The organism is Pantoea eucalypti (assembly GCF_009646115.1).
Taxonomy (GTDB): Bacteria; Pseudomonadota; Gammaproteobacteria; order Enterobacterales; family Enterobacteriaceae; genus Pantoea; species Pantoea eucalypti.
Window position 1 is genome coordinate 3083570 of the sequence record NZ_CP045720.1, and the last position, 17832, is coordinate 3101401.

15 protein-coding genes are annotated in these 17832 nt (G+C 56.4%); 6 read left to right on the top strand and 9 right to left on the bottom strand.

The window, feature by feature from the left end; genetic code table 11:
• The first annotated feature begins 39 nt into the window (after positions 1-39).
• The 3 genes from copA to ybaK all read left to right on the top strand — a co-directional run bounded on the left by copA (position 40) and on the right by ybaK (position 4079).
• Positions 40-2553, top strand: a complete 2514-nt coding sequence (gene copA / locus EE896_RS14460) for a copper-exporting P-type ATPase CopA (protein WP_140916003.1) — start codon at positions 40-42, stop codon at positions 2551-2553.
• Between the two features lie 70 nt (positions 2554-2623).
• Positions 2624-3427, top strand: coding sequence for a TraB/GumN family protein (locus tag EE896_RS14465; protein ID WP_140916004.1), 804 nt, complete (start codon positions 2624-2626; stop codon positions 3425-3427).
• Positions 3428-3599: 172 nt separating this feature from the next.
• Complete coding sequence (ybaK, locus tag EE896_RS14470) at positions 3600-4079, top strand: Cys-tRNA(Pro)/Cys-tRNA(Cys) deacylase YbaK (RefSeq protein ID WP_140916005.1); 480 nt, start codon at positions 3600-3602, stop codon at positions 4077-4079.
• On the opposite strand, the gene EE896_RS14475 is transcribed toward ybaK, so the two are convergent.
• Positions 4076-4945, bottom strand: coding sequence for a LysR family transcriptional regulator (locus tag EE896_RS14475; protein WP_140916023.1), 870 nt, complete (start codon positions 4943-4945; stop codon positions 4076-4078). The genes ybaK and EE896_RS14475 overlap by 4 nt on opposite strands.
• An 89-nt stretch (positions 4946-5034) precedes the next feature.
• Between EE896_RS14475 and EE896_RS14480 the strand changes: the two genes are divergently transcribed.
• Positions 5035-5466 carry a multidrug/biocide efflux PACE transporter gene (locus EE896_RS14480; RefSeq protein WP_140916006.1) on the top strand — a complete coding sequence of 144 codons (432 nt, stop codon included), beginning with the start codon at positions 5035-5037 and terminating at the stop codon, positions 5464-5466.
• A gap of 34 nt (positions 5467-5500) precedes the next feature.
• On the opposite strand, the gene ushA is transcribed toward EE896_RS14480, so the two are convergent.
• The gene (gene ushA, locus EE896_RS14485) at positions 5501-7237 is read right to left on the bottom strand and encodes a bifunctional UDP-sugar hydrolase/5'-nucleotidase UshA (protein ID WP_373681463.1); all 1737 of its coding nucleotides are present in this window, start codon (positions 7235-7237) and stop codon (positions 5501-5503) included.
• A gap of 585 nt (positions 7238-7822) precedes the next feature.
• Between ushA and ybaL the strand changes: the two genes are divergently transcribed.
• The gene (ybaL, locus tag EE896_RS14490; RefSeq protein ID WP_003849412.1) at positions 7823-9517 is read left to right on the top strand and encodes a YbaL family putative K(+) efflux transporter; all 1695 of its coding nucleotides are present in this window, start codon (positions 7823-7825) and stop codon (positions 9515-9517) included.
• Between the two features lie 223 nt (positions 9518-9740).
• On the opposite strand, the gene EE896_RS14495 is transcribed toward ybaL, so the two are convergent.
• The 4 genes from EE896_RS14495 to EE896_RS14510 form a co-directional block, all read right to left on the bottom strand.
• Positions 9741-11042 carry an inosine/guanosine kinase gene (locus tag EE896_RS14495; protein ID WP_003850408.1) on the bottom strand — a complete coding sequence of 434 codons (1302 nt, stop codon included), beginning with the start codon at positions 11040-11042 and terminating at the stop codon, positions 9741-9743.
• Between the two features lie 58 nt (positions 11043-11100).
• Entirely contained in the window at positions 11101-12060 is a 960-nt protein-coding gene (gene hemH, locus EE896_RS14500) for a ferrochelatase (protein WP_003850410.1), read from the bottom strand.
• Positions 12061-12173: 113 nt separating this feature from the next.
• Positions 12174-12818 carry an adenylate kinase gene (gene adk / locus EE896_RS14505; protein WP_003850412.1) on the bottom strand — a complete coding sequence of 215 codons (645 nt, stop codon included), beginning with the start codon at positions 12816-12818 and terminating at the stop codon, positions 12174-12176.
• 105 nt (positions 12819-12923) lie between these two features.
• Positions 12924-13808, bottom strand: coding sequence for a DUF6024 family protein (locus EE896_RS14510; RefSeq protein WP_003850414.1), 885 nt, complete (start codon positions 13806-13808; stop codon positions 12924-12926).
• Between the two features lie 189 nt (positions 13809-13997).
• Here EE896_RS14510 and EE896_RS14515 point away from each other — a divergent pair, with 189 nt between their 5' ends.
• Positions 13998-14867 carry a LysR substrate-binding domain-containing protein gene (locus tag EE896_RS14515; RefSeq protein WP_003850416.1) on the top strand — a complete coding sequence of 290 codons (870 nt, stop codon included), beginning with the start codon at positions 13998-14000 and terminating at the stop codon, positions 14865-14867.
• 33 nt (positions 14868-14900) lie between these two features.
• Here EE896_RS14515 and htpG read toward each other — a convergent pair whose 3' ends face one another.
• The 3 genes from htpG to EE896_RS14530 all read right to left on the bottom strand — a co-directional run bounded on the left by htpG (position 14901) and on the right by EE896_RS14530 (position 17813).
• Positions 14901-16775 (bottom strand): molecular chaperone HtpG, encoded by a 1875-nt coding sequence (gene htpG, locus EE896_RS14520; protein ID WP_003850418.1) that lies wholly within the window; start codon positions 16773-16775, stop codon positions 14901-14903.
• Between the two features lie 100 nt (positions 16776-16875).
• Positions 16876-17481: a recombination mediator RecR gene (gene recR, locus EE896_RS14525; protein WP_003850420.1), complete on the bottom strand. Its 606-nt coding sequence runs from the start codon at positions 17479-17481 to the stop codon at positions 16876-16878.
• Positions 17481-17813 carry a YbaB/EbfC family nucleoid-associated protein gene (locus EE896_RS14530; RefSeq protein ID WP_003850423.1) on the bottom strand — a complete coding sequence of 111 codons (333 nt, stop codon included), beginning with the start codon at positions 17811-17813 and terminating at the stop codon, positions 17481-17483. Before EE896_RS14530 ends, recR begins: the two co-directional genes overlap by 1 nt.
• Positions 17814-17832 lie beyond the last annotated feature (19 nt).

Genomic DNA, 17832 nt, shown 5'->3' on the forward strand with positions numbered 1-17832 from the left:
TGACCAATTCGTCAAATGGGATTACAGAAGGAGTTGATTATGTCACACACTATTTCCCTGGCACTCGACGGCTTATCCTGCGGTCACTGTGTCAAACGCGTCAAAGAGGCACTGGAACAACGCGACGATGTTGATTTGGCTGAGGTCACTCAACAGGAAGCGCAGGTTTCTGGTCAGGCGGATGCGGCCGCGCTGATTGCTACTGTGGAACAGGTGGGTTATCACGCCACGCTGAAAACAGCAGACGCCTCCCCAAAGTCTGAACCGTTGACAGCATCGGAGCCGCCGCCGGAGGCGCTGACAACGGAGACCGCTTCTCATCCGGCAGAAAAAGCGTTGCCTGCCCATATGCTGCTGATTGAAGGCATGACCTGTGCCAGTTGCGTCAGTCGTGTTGAAAAAGCGCTGCAGCAGGTTACCGGTGTCAGCCAGGCACGGGTCAATCTCGGTGAACGCAGCGCGCTGGTGCTGGGTAATGCTGACCCGCACCAGCTTGTGGCTGCCGTCGATGCCGCAGGTTACGGCGCACAGGTCGTTGATGACGAGCAGGAGCGACGTGAAAAACAGCAGCACAGCGCTCGCCGTGCCATGCGGCGTTTCAGCTGGCAGGCTGCTGTCGCCCTGGCGTTTGGCGTGCCACTGATGATCTGGGGCATGGTGGGCAACAACATGATGCTCACCGACAGCAACCACACCACCTGGCTGGCGCTGGGCGTCGTAACCCTGCTGATCATGGTCGTGACCGGCAGCCACTTTTATCGCAGTGCCTGGCGCAGTTTACGCAATGGCAGCGCCACCATGGATACGCTGGTGGCACTCGGCACAGGCGCCGCCTGGGTCTACTCCTTTAGCGTGGTGCTGTGGCCCGACTTTTTCCCGCCGCAGGCACGCCATCTCTATTTTGAAGCCAGCGTCATGATTCTGGGACTGATCAATCTGGGGCATGCGCTGGAGCAGCGGGCGCGTCAGCGATCGTCTAAGGCGCTGGAACGCCTGCTTGATCTGACGCCGGCCCAGGCGCGGCTGGTCGATCAACAGGGTGACCGGCTGATCCCGGTAAGCGACGTCCAGCCTGGCATGACGCTGCGCCTGGTCACCGGCGATCGGGTTCCGGTCGATGGTGAAATCGTCACGGGTGAAGCCTGGTTTGATGAAGCGATGCTTACCGGCGAAGCGGTGCCGCAAAGCAAAAATCCGGGTGCGGCGATCTTCGCCGGCACGCTGGTGCAGGACGGCTCGGTTGAATTTACCGCACGGGCCACCGGGAATCACACCACCCTGTCGCGCATTATCCGGCTGGTACGTCAGGCACAGAGCAGCAAACCGGATGTGGGGCGTCTGGCCGATCGTATCTCTGCTGTTTTTGTTCCGGTCGTGGTGCTGATTGCACTGCTCAGCGGCGCAGTGTGGTATCTGTTCGGGCCACAGCCACACATCGCTTACATGCTGGTAATCGCGACTACCGTCCTGATTATTGCCTGCCCCTGTGCGCTGGGACTGGCGACACCGATGTCAATTATTGCCGGTGTTGGACGTGCCGCTGAACTGGGCGTGCTGGTCCGCGACGCCGATGCCCTGCAGCGCGCCAGCCAAATCGACACGCTGGTGTTTGATAAAACCGGTACTCTCACCGCCGGTAAGCCGCAGGTCAGCGAGGTGCTGGTCTGGGGTGATGCCAGCCGTGAATCCGTGTTAGCGACTGCGGCCGCGCTGGAGTTTTCCTCGGGTCATCCGCTGGCGAAAGCGATTGTCGCTGAAGCGAAACTGACGCAACCGCCTCAGTTAGCGCAATTTCGTACAATACGCGGTAAAGGGGTCAGCGGTATTCTGGATGGCAGAACGCTGCTGCTGGGTAATGCTGCACTGTTACACGACAGCGGCATTGATTATCAGGTGGCAGAAGCAGAGATTGCGCGCCTGACACAACAGGGGGCAACGCCGGTGTTACTGGCGGAACAGGGCCAGCTAACCGGTTTGATTGCGCTCCGCGATCAGCTTCGGCCAGAAAGTGGCGCCGCCCTGAAGCGGCTGCATCAGCAGGGTTATCGCCTGATTATGCTGACCGGTGACCATGAAAATACCGCGCGCGCCATTGCAGCCGAAGCCGGTATTGATGAAGTCATTGCTGGCGTGTTGCCGGATGGCAAAGCGGCTGCCATTGAAGCCTTACAGCAGCAGGGCCGCCGCGTTGCGATGGTCGGTGATGGTATCAATGACGCGCCTGCGCTAGCGCAGGCCGAAGTGGGCATTGCCATGGGCGGCGGCAGCGATGTCGCCGTGGAAACGGCAGGCATTACATTAATGCGTGCCGACCTGAACAGCGTGGCGGATGCGTTAGCGCTCGCTTCTGCGACACTGCGCAATATCCGGCAGAACCTGTTTGGCGCATTTATCTATAACAGCATCGGTATTCCGGTGGCTGCGGGTGTGCTCTATCCGCTGACCGGTACTCTGCTTAGCCCGATTGTGGCGGGTGCAGCGATGGCGCTCTCCTCTATAACGGTGGTCAGCAATGCAAACCGCCTGCTGCGTTACCAACCGCCGCGCCAGTAATCGCCTTTTCAGCGCTGTTTTTCGTTCTCTGAAGTCGCTAGCATGGCGTTTTGAACCGCAAGGATTGGGAATGACAGGCAACATCTGGCGCTCACTGCGCGGCTTTATCAGCCAACTTTTTCCCGCCAGTTACCGCTGGCCTGCGATGGATGTCCGGCTTGGCGATCGTCAGTTGCATCTGGTGGGCAGCATCCATATGGGAACGCGCGACATGCAACCGTTGCCGCCGCGCCTGCTGCATCTGTTGCAGCATGCGGATGCGCTCATAGTGGAAGCGGATATTACGCAGGGTGGATCACCCTTTGATCACCGGGGCGATCGTCCAGCACTCACGACACGGCTGGAGAGCAGTACGATGCAAACGCTCACCGCACTGTGTCAGGAGATGAGTCTCAACCTGAGCCTGCTGGATAACCTGCCCGCCTGGCAGGTGGCGCTGATGTTACAGGCACAGCAGGCGCAAAGACTGGGATTGCGACCTGACTACGGCATCGATTATCAGTTGCTGCAGGCAGCAAAAGATCTGAACAAGCCGGTGATTGAACTGGAAGGCGCAGATGCACAGATCGCCCTGCTGACCGCACTGCCGGATGACGGTATGGCGCTGTTACAGGATACGCTGCTGCACTGGCATACCAATGCGCGACTGCTGCAGATGATGGTGAGCTGGTGGCTCGATACGCCGCCACGCCAGCCGGAAATTACCCTGCCCGCCACGTTTAGTCAGGCGCTGAATGATACGTTGATCGGTCAGCGCAATGCACAATGGTGTCACAGCCTGCGAGGGCTCGCGGCAGGAAACTATGTGGTCGCGGTCGGCGCGCTGCATCTGTACGGCGAAGCTAATCTGCCTGAGATGCTGAAGAAGCCCTGAAAAAAAGAGAGCCGATAATGTTATCGGCCCGTCAAAGAGGAATTTGTTTATGATTTTGGTTATCGCCAGCAATCAGATTGCGGGCGCGAGGCCAATTTTACGCAAAGAACAAAATTTCGCCACCTTTTTCAATGGATCTGCGCAATAAGATTTTTCTTAGTAAGGAGCCCGTATGACGCCCGCCGTAAAATTGCTGGAAAAACAAAAAGTCAGCTTCATCCTGCACCCCTATGAGCATGACAGTCACGAAACGCATTTTGGTGATGAAGCCGTGCGCAAACTCAATCTGGATGCGCGGCAGGTGTATAAAACGCTGCTGGTGGCGCTGAATGGCGAGGCGAAACAGCTGGCGGTGGCGATTACGCCAGTTTCGACACAGCTGGATCTCAAGAAGGTGGCAAAAGCGCTGGGCGCGAAGAAAGCGGATATGGCTGACCCGCAGCTGGCGCAGCGGGTCACGGGTTATCTGGTGGGCGGTATCAGTCCACTGGGGCAGAAAAAACGGCTGCCTACGGTGATTGACCATTCTGCCAGCGCATTTGACGCCATGTTTATTTCAGGCGGTAAGCGTGGACTGGATATCGAACTGGCACCACAGGATCTTTCGCGGCTGCTGGACGCCCGGTTTGCGGATATCGCCCGCCACGATTAAACCCGTGGCTGGGCGCAAAGCTGATCGATCATCCAGCGGCCCGCCGGGCCAGGTGGCGTGCGTCGCGACCAAACCACCTCAATGGCGATATGCTGCGGCCAGCCCGGCATCGACAGCTCTTTCAGGACGTCATGTCCAAACTGCTTCACCAGCCAGCGCGGCAAAACAGTCCAGCCAAATCCCTGCTCCGCCATCTCTAACAGCAGTAAGTACGTGGGTGCCGACCAGATTCGTCCCATCGGCGCGGGTTCAGAGTCCTCAACCCAGGTGTTTAGCCGCAGGTGACGAACGCCTTCCAGCTCGCTTTCGCTTACGGTACTAAGCTGCGCCAGCGGATGATCGCGATGTAAAAAGACGGCCATCTGCGCTTCAACCTGCAGTCGTGCTACCGCAATATCCACCGGCAGATTAGGCTGTGCCCGCACCACACCCAGATGGACCCGCCCGGCCTGCAGCAGATCCAGCACATCGCCATCCTCGGCAATCATGGCCTCCAGTTCAATCTCCGGATAACGGGCATCAAATTGCCTGAGCAGATGCTCGTGGTGATCGGTTTGCCAGAAATCGGACATAGCAAAACTCAGCCGGGGCTCAACGCCCTGCGACAGACGTATCGCCAGCGCATCCAGCCGCTCACTGGCGGCGAGGATTTGCTGAACCTGAGGAATAACACGGCGTCCCTGCTCGGTCAGGATGGGTTGACGACCGGCGCGATCAAACAGCACGAAACCGAGATCATCTTCTAAATTTGCCACTGCTGCGCTGATGGTGGACTGACTTTTACCCAGCGCGCGCGCCGCCGCAGAGAAAGAACCGCTCGCCACGGTCTGCATAAAAGCCTCAAGGGATTCCGGGGAGTAACGCATCTGAACCATCGCTTTTTTCGATAGGTGTTCATTTTATCTTAGCATTCTGACGTGTGAAAATGCGCCGCATTATTCAAGGAGAATTAACAATGCGTACCCGCTCAATTAAAGAACGTATTCTTCATGCTGTCTGCTTTGAAACGCTGGCGATTCTGACCGTTTCGCCGCTGGCGGCATGGGTGATGGATAAGCCGCTGTTTCAGATGGGATCGCTGGCGATTATGCTCTCAACGGTCGCGATGCTATGGAACATGATTTATAACAGCGGATTTGACAGGCTCTATGCGCCGGGCCAGAAACGCGGACCCGGCGTGCGTGTGTTACATGCAGTGGGATTTGAAGGCGGATTTATCCTGATTGGTCTGCCGATTGCCGCCTGGATGCTGGATATTTCTCTGGGTCAGGCTTTCCTGGTAGAAGTGGCCTTTTTCCTCTTCTTCCTGCCCTACACCATGGCCTACAACTGGGTATGGGACAAACTGCGCGAGCGCTGGATTAGACGTCACTCCTGCCAGGCGTAAGAAAAAAGGGAGGCGCAAGCGCCTCCCGTTAAGCTCAATGCGTACGGGCTGTCTGGTTCCCCCACGGCCAGATCCACGCCAGAATCATTTTTGGATAGTTACGCTTCCGCGCTTTTTCCGCTGCTTCATCCCGTGCCCGAATCTGCTCATCCGTCAGGTGCACAATCTGCTCTTTCGGCTGATAGTCGCTGGCTTTCACCGGCGAATGCGCCTTAATGAAGTCACGCAGCACCTGCGCATCCACAGCTCCGCTGTTGACATACCCGGCATGATTATCCAGACGCGGGTAACCGTCGCCACCCGCCGCATTGAAGCTGTTGGTCGCCATGCGATAAATCTGCGTGTCCTGCAGCGGTTTACCGTTAATGCTGACGTTGCTGACCTGCTTACCGTCGGTGGTCAGGCTGATGCCGGCAAACTGCGCGTAGCCGCCTGAATCAGGCTGAATATTAGCAACGACATCCAGATATTTTTTGATCTCCGCACCGGTGAGGGTGACCGAAACCACCTGATTGCCAAAGGGCTGAACCTGCAACAGGTCACGCCAGTTCAGCTTGCCTGCTTTCAGTGAGGTACGAATACCGCCACCGCTCATCACCGCAAAATCGGCTTTGGTGAACGCCATCTGGGCGCGCAGAATCAGCTGGCCCAGATTCGTCTGCTCAAAGCGAACCTGCTCTTTTTCACCACTGAAATTGCCGTCAGCGCTGCCAACATTCACGATTAACTTCGCCTCTGCACGTTTCTGGAACGGCATCAGCAACTTCATCATGGCGGTGTTTTTCGGGATCTCTTCCTGCCAGGTCAGCCAGGTTTCGCTGCCATCTGCATTCTTTATCTTATGTTTGAGGTTAACCGGCACCAGCTGATAAGCCTCCAGCGTCACCTGACCATTACGGAAGGTGAAGTCGCCGCGGCCGACATATTTGCCCCACTTGTCAGCCTGCATAATCCAGATACCATTTTGCTTATCCGGCTCACACGGCTGGCCTGGCTGATAATTTTTTACGCTGACGTTCTCTTTTTCCATGCAGACCGCATCATGCGAATGACCGCCGACAATCAGGTCGATCGTTCCGGCAGGCAGGCTGCGCGCCAGCGTGACATCACCTATGCCGTTGCTGCCGTGTTTACCGTCGTCATAGTGGCCCAGATGGGTCAGCGCGACAATCACGTCCGGCTTCTCGGTGGCGCGCAATTCAGCCACCGCTTTCACCGTTTCAGCGACCGGATCGCGGAACTCGGTATCTGTCAGTCCGGCCGGATTAGCCAGTTTCGCCGTGTCCGGGGTGATAAGCCCGACCACCGCGATCTTTAATCCGAGACGGTTGAATACCGCCCAGGGTTTGAACAGGCGCTGACCGGTGCTTTTTTTATACACGTTGGCGGCCAGTAGCGGGAATCTCGCCCACTGTTCCTGCTTACGCAGGACCGCGATCGGCTTGTCAAATTCATGGTTGCCCAGCGCCATCGCATCATAGCCAATGAGATTCATCGCGCGGAAATCGGGTTCAGCGTCCAGCTCATCGGACTCCGGCACGCCCGTGTTCACATCACCGGCAGAGAGGATCAATGCGCCGCCGCCGCGGGACTGAACATCGTAGCGCATGGTATCCATCAGGGTTTTCTGCGCGGCCAGGCCATACTCACCCTGTTCATTAAACCAGAAATGACCGTGCTCATCGTTGGTGTGCAGCAGACTGAAACGATAGGTGCGATCGGCCTGGGCGGCCTGTGAAAACAGCGGCATCACGGCCACCAGCAGTGCCATGCCCACCCCTGTCCATTTAGATAACAACACTGTGACTCTCCTTAATTTATCGTCTGGCCCGACTTTCTGCCGCTTTGCCCCACTGTGTCGCACATTCCCCCGGCGAACTCAAGGCCAATGCACATTCATCTGCCTGACACGCCCTGTTCTTTTATTTCTGATCCGCCTTTGATGAGCAGGACAGCCCTGCAAAGCGGCGTTAGTGCGATAACGCGCTTTACCAGTGACCCTGTCCGGTTATTGGTGGAGGGTGCAGATACTGGCAGTAAACGCTATTGCTGACCTCCCTGCTGACTGCTGTAAAAGTGCCGCTGACAGAATTTAACTGCTCTGCACACACATTTATCTCTTTTTTACGCCAGAACGGCATCATTTACTGCATCTGATATTTATTTATCTTCCCCCGGTCTGAAGCGTCAAATCAGTGAATATTGCGGATAATGAGTAAAAACACCTGCTAAATTGTACATTTGACTTTTTTTCATGGTTTTTTAAGGTATTCCCGCAAATTGCTCAGCGAAAGAATAGATTTTGTTTTAAACTCATTTGTTACAAGCGGACACATTTGTATACAAGGAGACAGGCATGCATCACACCACACCGCTGATCACTACCATTGTCGGAGCACTGGTTCTGGCATTTCTCCTTGGGATGCTGGCAAATCGCCTGCGAATTTCTCCCCTGGTCGGCTACCTGATAGCTGGCGTGCTGGCCGGTCCCTTTACTCCCGGCTTTGTTGCAGATACGAATCTGGCCCCTGAACTGGCAGAACTCGGCGTTATCCTGCTGATGTTTGGTGTCGGCCTGCACTTCTCGATGAAAGATCTGATGTCGGTAAAGTCGATCGCCATTCCCGGTGCCATCGCACAGATCGCGGTCGCGACGTTACTGGGAATGGGATTATCGTGGACGATGGGATGGTCATGGATGACGGGCCTGGTGTTTGGTCTGTGCCTCTCTACCGCCAGTACCGTGGTGTTACTGCGCGCGTTAGAGGAGCGACAGCTGATCGACAGCCAGCGTGGACAGATAGCGATTGGCTGGTTGATCGTTGAAGATCTGGTGATGGTACTGACGCTGGTGCTGCTGCCTGCGATTGCCGGCATGATGGAACAGGGTAACGCCAGCGCCGGACTGCTGGTCTGGGACCTGCTGTGGACGATTGGCAAAGTCGCCGCCTTTATGGTGCTGATGATGGTGGTGGGACGCCGTGCTGTGCCCTGGATTCTCGCCCGCAGCGCCGCCACTGGCTCACGCGAGCTGTTTACACTGGCGGTGTTAGCACTGGCACTGGGCATCGCCTTTGGTGCGGTTGAATTCTTTGATGTGTCGTTTGCGCTGGGCGCTTTCTTCGCCGGTATGGTGCTGAACGAGTCGGAACTGAGCCACCGCGCTGCGCGCGATACCCTTCCACTGCGCGATGCGTTTGCCGTACTGTTCTTTGTGTCGGTCGGCATGCTGTTTGACCCGTCGATTCTGGTCACGCAGCCGCTGGCGGTGCTGGGCGCGCTGGTCATTATTGTGGTGGGTAAGTCAGTCGCTGCCTGGCTGCTGGTGTCGCTGCTTGGCCATTCGCGTCGTACGGCTCTGACCATTTCGGTCAGCCTGGCGCAGATTGGTGAGTTCGCCTTTATTCTGGCCGGCCTGGGTATCTCACTTGGGCTGCTGAATGATGAGGGCCGCAATCTGGTGCTGGCCGCCGCCATCCTGTCGATTATGCTTAACCCGATTCTGTTTACCCTGCTTGAGCGTTTCCTGGCGAAAACGGAGACGATGGAAGAGCAGACGCTGGAAGAAGCAATTGAAGAAGAGAAGCAGATCCCGGTCGATTTCTGCAATCACGCCGTGATTGTGGGTTATGGCCGTGTTGGCAGCCTGATTGGCCAGAAGCTGCTTGAAGCCAATGTTCCGCTGGTGGTGGTTGAGAATTCCCGCACGCGTGTTGAAGCACTGCGCGAGCAAGGCATCAAAGCCGTGCTGGGAAATGCGGCTCGCGCGGACACCATGGAACTGGCCCGACTCGACTGCGCCCGCTGGCTGTTGCTGACCATCCCGAATGGATATGAGGCGGGAGAAGTGGTCACCGCCGCGCGTGAAAAACATCAGAATATCGAGATTATCGCCCGCGCTCACTATGACGATGAAGTGGAGTACATCATGGAACGTGGCGCCACTCGCGTGGTGATGGGTGAGCGTGAGATTGCCAGCAGTATGCTGCAAATTCTGCAGGATGAGATGACGCAGGGCGAGGATTTACAGGCCTGCGACGTAGTGCGCTGATTAAGTCTGGCCCGTATAGCTGTGATACCGAGACGGCACAGGGAACAGGTTCAGATCGGAAAGACGCAAAAGCCGTCATCCATGACATGCTCGGCCCGCGCCGTCCTGGCGCGGGACGCTTTCCTCTTCTGACCCTGTTCCCTGCGCGTTGAATTAATCCATTGCTGTCAGATTCACCCTCATTTAAGTTTGCAAACTGTCTGCCGCCCTGTGGCGACCCGCTTTACCGATCCCAGTAAGACTCTTCCAGACTGTCTTCCCGCTCCGGCAGGCCGCGGGTTAAACGCGGCGAATGCTGATTCAGCACCTGATAGCTGACACGGTTGGCATATTTACACACCTGCGCCAGCGACGAATAGGTCAGATACGGACGCGCATGTTTGCTGGAGTTAGGCACATTCAGGCTGTGATAGTTATTGGCGGTGATGTCATGCAGTAACGCCGCCAGCGCCCCATCACCGGCACCGTTGGTGTTCATGATCTTTTCCGGTCCGCCCATATAAGGCGCGATGTGCGAGAAAACACGCAGCGGCTGCTGGCAATCCTGCTGGCGCATTACGCGGCTGAACTCGTACTGGTTGAACTCAGCAATCGCACCCGGCAACAGCGGATGATTGGTTTTACGTTTGAACTCGTCTTCGGTGTAGCCCGCCATGTAAAGCCCAATCGGGCCGGCGGTGCAGAGCACCAGATCCACCCAATCCAGCGCCATATTGGAAGCGAGCAGTGGATCGGCTTCGCCGGTCAGCGCCAGCGCTTCCTCTTCATTCATGGCCACAATGCTGACATGATCACGCAGGAAGTCCCGCCAGAACTCAGGATTATCGCCAATCACATGCTTGGTGCCCAGCGTCAGCACCACCGGCACGTTGTGACGTTTGGCATACTCAATCGCCCGTAACGTCGCCTGCGGCATCGGCTCACCTTCGGCGCAGCGCACCAGGTAAGAGGTCAGTACCAGGGCAGAGGCACCGGCAATCACCTCTTCCGGCACGTTATCCGGATGTAACTGGTTCATCTGGCCTGGGCTGATAGCAAACGTTCGCTCGCCATGTTCACCAATCAGCGTAAAGCAGCGGCCAATAGCGCCATCGACACCCTGCAGATAGTTGAGATCGACCCGGCTTGACGTGTTACAGAGATAACGATAGGCGTAGCCGCCAATCTGGATGTTATTGCACATAACACCCAGCAGCACCGAGCGGTCATCAGCCAGTACCGAGAAGTTATGCAGCGTGTTACCGATGGTGCCACCGGCAAACTGATGGGTGATCAGCGCTTCGCGCATCAGCTCGTTATAGAGCGCTTCCGCGACGGCATTATCGATGACCAGCGAGTGCCCGGCACTCAGGCCGTAGCGCTCAAGAAAAGCGTCATCGACTTTTGCTTCGATATCCACCAGCGTCTGGTCGATACCCACCACCCAGCTGCCGGCATCAACGTCGTGTTGTGCGGGTTGTAACAGGGGATCGCGTGCGCTGACGGGAAAGTAGTGTTTGGATTTGCGTTTGCCGGGAAATTTCATCGGGAGGTGCCGTCTGGAAAAACAGGCGGAGAATGATATCACACTCTCCGCCTGCGCTTTAACGGCGTGCGTCGACCAGTTGCGCCATCATGTCGATATGCGCCTCATCGGCGTTCAGCGCAGGGATATACTCAAACTTCTCACCACCGGCATGCATGAAGATCTCGCCGTTTTCGCCACTGATCTCCTCAAGCGTCTCCAGACAGTCAGAGGAGAAGCCCGGACTCATCACCTGAACATGCCTGATCCCTTTGGCGGGCAGGCTTTCCATGGTTTTGTCGGTGTAAGGCATCAGCCAGGGTTCACGACCAAAACGTGACTGGAAGGTCATCATGTACTGACCGTCACGCAGACCCAGTGCTTTAACCAGGGCCGCAGTGGTATCCGCACAGCGCTGCGGGTAGTCATCGCCTTCGTTGGCAAAACGCTGCGGAATGCCGTGGAACGATAACACCAGCAGATCGGGCTGACCGTGCCGCTCAAATGAGCGCTCCACCGTCGCTTTCAGCGCGGCGATATAGGCCGGATGCTCGGCATAGTCGCGAATAAACTGCACGTCAGGCAGCGAACGGTAATCTTTGAATACGGCGGTCAGACCATCCCACACTGAGGCCACAGTGGAGCAGGAGAATTGCGGGTAGAGTGGCAGCACAATCAGGCGGGTCACGCCCTGCGCCATCAGCTTATCGACTGCACTTTTCAGGCTCGGGTTACCATAGCTCATGCCCAGCTCGACGGGCATATCAACACGGGCCGCCAGGGCATCGCGCTGACGCATGCTGTAAACCAGTAGCGGTGATCCCCCTTCCATCCAGACCGATGCGTAGAGTTTAGAGACGCGTGGCGAGCGAAACGGCAGAATGACAGCATTGAGAACCGGCCACCAGAGCCAGCGCGGCGCATCAACCACGCGCGGATCGCCTAAAAATTGTTTCAGATAGCGTTTAACTGCAGGTGTGGTTGGGGCGTCTGGCGTACCTAAATTTACCAATAACACGCCGGGCTTATCTTGCCTCATTGGAGTTCCTTGATGACAGCGGGGATGCGTGAAAACGGGGAAATTGTAGCGGAATTAGTGGGAGGTAAAATCGATTACTGCAAAAGGGGCCAGTAATACCGGCCCCGTTGAGCTTAGCCGAGGATCTTAGCCAGCTCAGCACTCACTTCGGTCACCTTACGGGTCCCGTCGATTTTGTGATAGGCGGTGTTGCCCGCTTCCGCTTCTTTGCTGTAGTAAGCAATCAGTGGCGCGGTCATCTGATGGTATTCCACCAGGCGCTTACGCACGGTCTCTTCCTGATCGTCTTTACGCGTGGTCAGCTCTTCGCCGGTCAGATCATCTTTGCCTTCCACTTTCGGTGGATTAAAGGTGACGTGATAAACGCGGCCAGATGGGGTGTGAACACGACGGCCCACGATGCGTTCAACAATCAGTTCGTCCGGTACGGCAAACTCCAGCACGTGATCAACCTTGATCCCGGCCTCTTTCATTGCATCTGCCTGAGGAATGGTGCGCGGGAAACCGTCCAGCAGGAAACCGTTTTTGCAGTCTTCCTGAGTGATACGCTCTTTGACCAGCGCAATCACCAGCTCATCGGTCACCAGTTTGCCAGCATCCATAATGGCTTTCGCCTGGTTGCCCAGCTCGCTGCCTGCTTTTACTGCTGCACGCAACATGTCGCCGGTGGAGATTTGCGGAATACCGTACTTCTCCATGATGAATTGGGCCTGAGTCCCCTTACCTGCGCCCGGAGCTCCGAGCAGAATAATACGCATTGCGTAAATCCCCTTGCGAATCGCATTGATCTATCTTAGAAGCGGAAGAACATACCATTATGACCCGCTCATCACAAGGAAGGGCGCGGATCGCGCAGGGTGACTTTAGCGGCTTTCTGGCCCTGACCCCGACCCGCCCGGCCTGACTGACGCTTTTTCAGATTTACCACCTGCGCTGAGCAGAAATTGCAGTCGCCGACTCAGATGATGCGTCATATTCACGCTTTTTTTGCCGCTGCCCCGCACGTTAGCATTCAGCTGCAGCCTCGCCAGCTGCGGCCATTTCACCACATCGTCCGCATCTGACAGCGCAGAGATCAGCGAGGCCGGAACATTAAAGCTGGCGAACGGCAAACCAGGCTGATGACAGGAGTTCAGCGGCAGCGGGGATGACAGGGAAAGCGCATCGACGGTGGCAGCATTGTAGGGGCGCCACAGCGGATCGTCGAAGCGGCGCAGCGCCTCGTACGTGGCGTTAAGAGTCAGTCCCTGTTCAAATAGCCGCAGTTCGCTGCGCACCAGCGTACTGAAGTCATGGGTCCGCAACGCTACGAGCACCAGATCGCTGCAGATCTCAGCGTGGCGATCCAGCCGGGTAACAAACAAATGGGATTCATCGATCAGTCTTTGATGCAGCACGCTGGCGAAGCTCTCGCTCGCCTCAGTCACGCCCTGATTCTGGCAATCCTGTAAGGGACGCACGCGGCCATTCGGCAATTCGATATGAGGAACCAGCATAATGCTGCCTGCTATCAGCGGAACCGCTGGCAGGTTACTAAGTTCGGTGATCGGATAACGCGAGGCGTAGCGCTGCTGATTACGTGCCTGCTCCTGACGCAGAAAAAGCTGAGAAAGCAGGACCTGCGCTACATGCAGTGAGGGCGCGAAGAAGAGATCGAATTGCTCCAGCCGGTAAAAGCGTGAGAGCGCCAGGCGTAACCGATGGCGCGCCTCTGCTGACGTTTCAGAGGATAAAGGGCTGTGAGCCATGGTTGTCTCGCTTCATGGAGTGTGCGGCGTGAGCGCAGGTTAAGCGAGGCGGAATATCGCTGAAAAAAAACACAGATATAAGGCTGAGTCAACCCGCCAGAATTTGCTTTACAGAGTAGGTCAATGCGGCTGGACTTTAAAATGATATAAATTAACAATCCCTGTTAGGTTTCTGCACAGGAGATAGGGATGAACGGACTGCCACCACTCAGAGCGCTGCACTATTTTCACCAGGCAGCCTTACACAGCAGCTTTAGTGTGGCGGCTGAACATCTGCATGTGACCCACAGCGCCATCAGCCATCAGATTCGCCAGCTGGAGAGCTGGATGGGTAAGCCGCTGTTTGTCCGTAGTCATGGCCGCGTGAAACTGACCGCACACGGCGACCGGCTGCTTCTGAGCTGTCAGCAGGCATTCAGTGAGTTACGCAGCAGCTGCGAGACTATTCGCACCGGCCTGCTTCAGCAAATCCGCGTCTCCTGTGCTCCCAGCTTTTTGTCACAATGGCTGATCCCCCGAATCGCCAGCTTTTACCAACGCTATCCGGAGATTGAAGTTCACTTTCTGCCGCTCGCTGAGATCGCGCAACTGCGCAGCGAACATGTGGATGTACTGATCCTCAGCCATGGCGATCCACCTGAACCCGATTTAGACGCCACGCTGGTCAGCGAGGATGAGATTGGACCGCTTTGCGCACCGCATTTTGCCACGCAACTGCGGGTCGGAGAGGATCTGGTAGCACTGCCTCTGCTCCATGCAGATACCCGACGGCACGCCTGGTCAGAGTGGGCGGTCCAGACCGGAGTCAGGGGTCGCTTTAATAGCGGTAAACATTTTGAGACGCTGTCGCTGGGCATTCAGGCCGCACGAAGTGGTCTGGGTGTTCTGATGGCACCGCGTTTGCTGGTTCGCAAAGAGCTGGAAGATGGCACGCTGATCGCCCCGCTGGGCTTTGTTCCCGTGGAGCGTGCGACCTGGATGATGACGAAGCAGAGCCGTCGTCAGGATACAGAGATCCGTGTGTTTCGTGACTGGCTGCAGGAGGCCGCACAGCCATAAAAAAAGCCGGTGATAATCACCGGCCTTTAGCCGTTATGCCGTCAGCAGCTGGTTCATGCGACGGATAAACTGGTTTGGATCGTCCAGCGTACCGCGCTCTGCCAGCAACGCCTGATCCAGCAGCAGCTCAATCCACTCACCGAAGCGTGTTTCATCCTGCGTATCCGCAACACGTTTCACCAGCGGATGATCCGGGTTGATTTCAAACAGGTACTTCACTTCCGGCACTTCCTGTCCGGCCGCCGCAAACAGCTTCGCCATCTGCGTGGTCATCTCGTTGGCATCGGTAGTCACAATCGCTGGCGTGTCGGTCAGACGATGGGTCAGACGCACCTCTTTCACGCGTTCGCCCAGCAGATTTTTCACACGCTCAACAAATGGCTCCAGCGCTTTTTCCGCTTCTTTCTGCTCTTCGGTCTCTTCATCCGCCAGCTTGCTCAGCGACTCATCCGCTTTGCTGACCGACTGGAAGGTCTTACCGTCGAACTCAGTGAGGTAGCTCATCATCCATTCGTCGATGCGGTCAGAGAGCAGCAGCACCTCGATGCCTTTTTTGCGGAACAGCTCCAGGTGCGGGCTGCTCTTCGCAGCGGCATAGCTGTCAGCAGTGATGTAGTAAATCTTCTCCTGACCTTCCACCATGCGGCTGACGTAATCTTCCAGTGAAATGGTCTGTGCTGAACCTTCGCTCTGGGTGGTGGCGAAGCGCAGCAGTTTCGCAATCGTTTCCTGGTTGGCGTTATCTTCCGCCGGACCCTCTTTCAGCACCAGGCCGAACTCATTCCAGAAGGTCTGGTATTTCTCGTTGTCATCTTTCGCCAGTCTTTCCAGCATCTGCAGAGTACGCTTCGTCAGCGCAGCACGCAGGCTCTGGGTCACGCGGCTATCCTGCAGGATCTCGCGGGAGACGTTGAGCGGCAGATCACTGGAGTCAATCAGACCACGCACAAAGCGCAGGTAGTTCGGCATAAACTGCTCAGCATCGTCCATGATAAAGACGCGCTGCACATAGAGTTTCAGGCCATGTTTCTGATCGCGGTTCCACATATCAAATGGCGCACGCGCCGGAATGTAGAGCAGGCTGGTGTACTCCTGCTTACCTTCCACCCGATTGTGGCTCCAGGCGACCGGGTCGCTGTAGTCATGGGCGATATGTTTGTAGAACTCGTTGTACTCGTCGTCGCTGATCTCAGCTTTGTTGCGGGTCCACAGCGCCTGGGCTTTGTTGATCTTCTCCCAGTGAGTTCCCTCGCCCTCTTCATCTTTGCTCTCGATCTCAACCGGCAGCGCGATGTGATCGGAATATTTACTGATGATGCTGCGAACGCGCCATGCGTCCAGGAACTCATCTTCGCCTTCGCGCAGATGCAGCGTGATCTCAGTACCACGATCGGCTTTCTCGATCTCAGCCAGGGTATATTCGCCCTCGCCCGCAGATTCCCAGAACACACCTTCATCGGCAGATGCGCCCGCAGCGCGGGTACGAACGGTGACTTTATCTGCCACGATAAAGGCAGAGTAGAAGCCCACACCGAACTGACCGATCAGTTGGCTGTCTTTAGCCTGGTCGGAGCCGAGGGATTCCAGGAAGGATTTGGTGCCCGATTTGGCGATAGTGCCGAGGTTCTCAATGACCTCATCGCGACGCATACCGATACCATTGTCGCTGAGCGTGAGGGTACGGTTGTCCTTATCAACAGAGAGACGAACGCGCAGCTCGCCGTCACCTTCATACAGGCTGGAATCTGACAACGCGCGGAAACGCAGTTTGTCTGCCGCATCCGAGGCATTGGAAATCAGCTCACGCAGGAAAATCTCTTTGTTTGAATAGAGAGAATGGATCATCAGGTGCAGAAGTTGTTTTACTTCCGACTGAAAGCCACGGGTCTCTTGTCCTTTCATGGTCATTGCTACCTCAACAAAACAGGTTGAACAAACGTTGTTGAGGTTGATGTGGGGATGACGCGGGGGTTTTCAAGCCGGTGTCTTTCACAACACCGGCAAGTGATTAAAATTTAAACTTCTGTCGACCTGCCAGCGAGTGGGACAGCGTGGTGCCATCGACCATCTCCAGCTCTCCGCCCACCGGCACACCGTGCGCGATACGGCTGGCGTCAACGCCATACTGACCACAGAGTTCCGCAATGTAGTTTGCAGTCGCCTCGCCTTCCACCGTCGGATTGGTCGCGAGGATCACTTCCTGCAGCGTTTCACTCTCCAGTCGCTGTTCCAGACGATCCAGGCCGATATCTGCCGGACCAATGCCGTCGAGCGGCGACAGATGTCCCATCAGCACAAAGTAGCGGCCGCCAAACTGGCCGGTCTGCTCAATGGCGTGAATATCTGCCGGGCTTTCCACTACGCAGATTTGACCATTCTGCTGACGCCGTGGATTGGCGCAGATGGTGCAAATTTCCTGCTCGGTGAATGTCCGGCAATCAGCACAGTGACCAATCTCCGACATCGCCCGGGTCAGCGCCTGCGCCAGGCGCATACCACCGCTGCGATCGCGCTGCAGCAGCTGAAAAGCCATGCGCTGTGCCGATTTCGGCCCAACGCCGGGCAGACAGCGCAGCGACTCCATCAATGATTCAAGCAGTGGACTGGTTTGCATCAGAACGGCATCTTAAAGCCTGGTGGCAGCTGCATACCCGAAGAGACAGACGCCATCTTCTCTTTCTGGGTTTCATCAATGCGACGTGCCGCATCGTTGAACGCCGCAGCGATCAGATCTTCCAGCATATCTTTGTCATCTTCCAGCAGGCTGGGATCGACTTCCACGCGACGGCAGTTGTGCGCGCCGTTAATGGTCACTTTTACCAGGCCAGCACCCGATTCGCCGGTCACTTCAATCGCGGCGATCTCTTCCTGAACCTTGGCCATTTTGTCCTGCATCTGCTGGGCCTGTTTCATCAGGTTGCCCAATCCGCCTTTACCACCAAACATAGTTTTCTCTCTCAGCTAA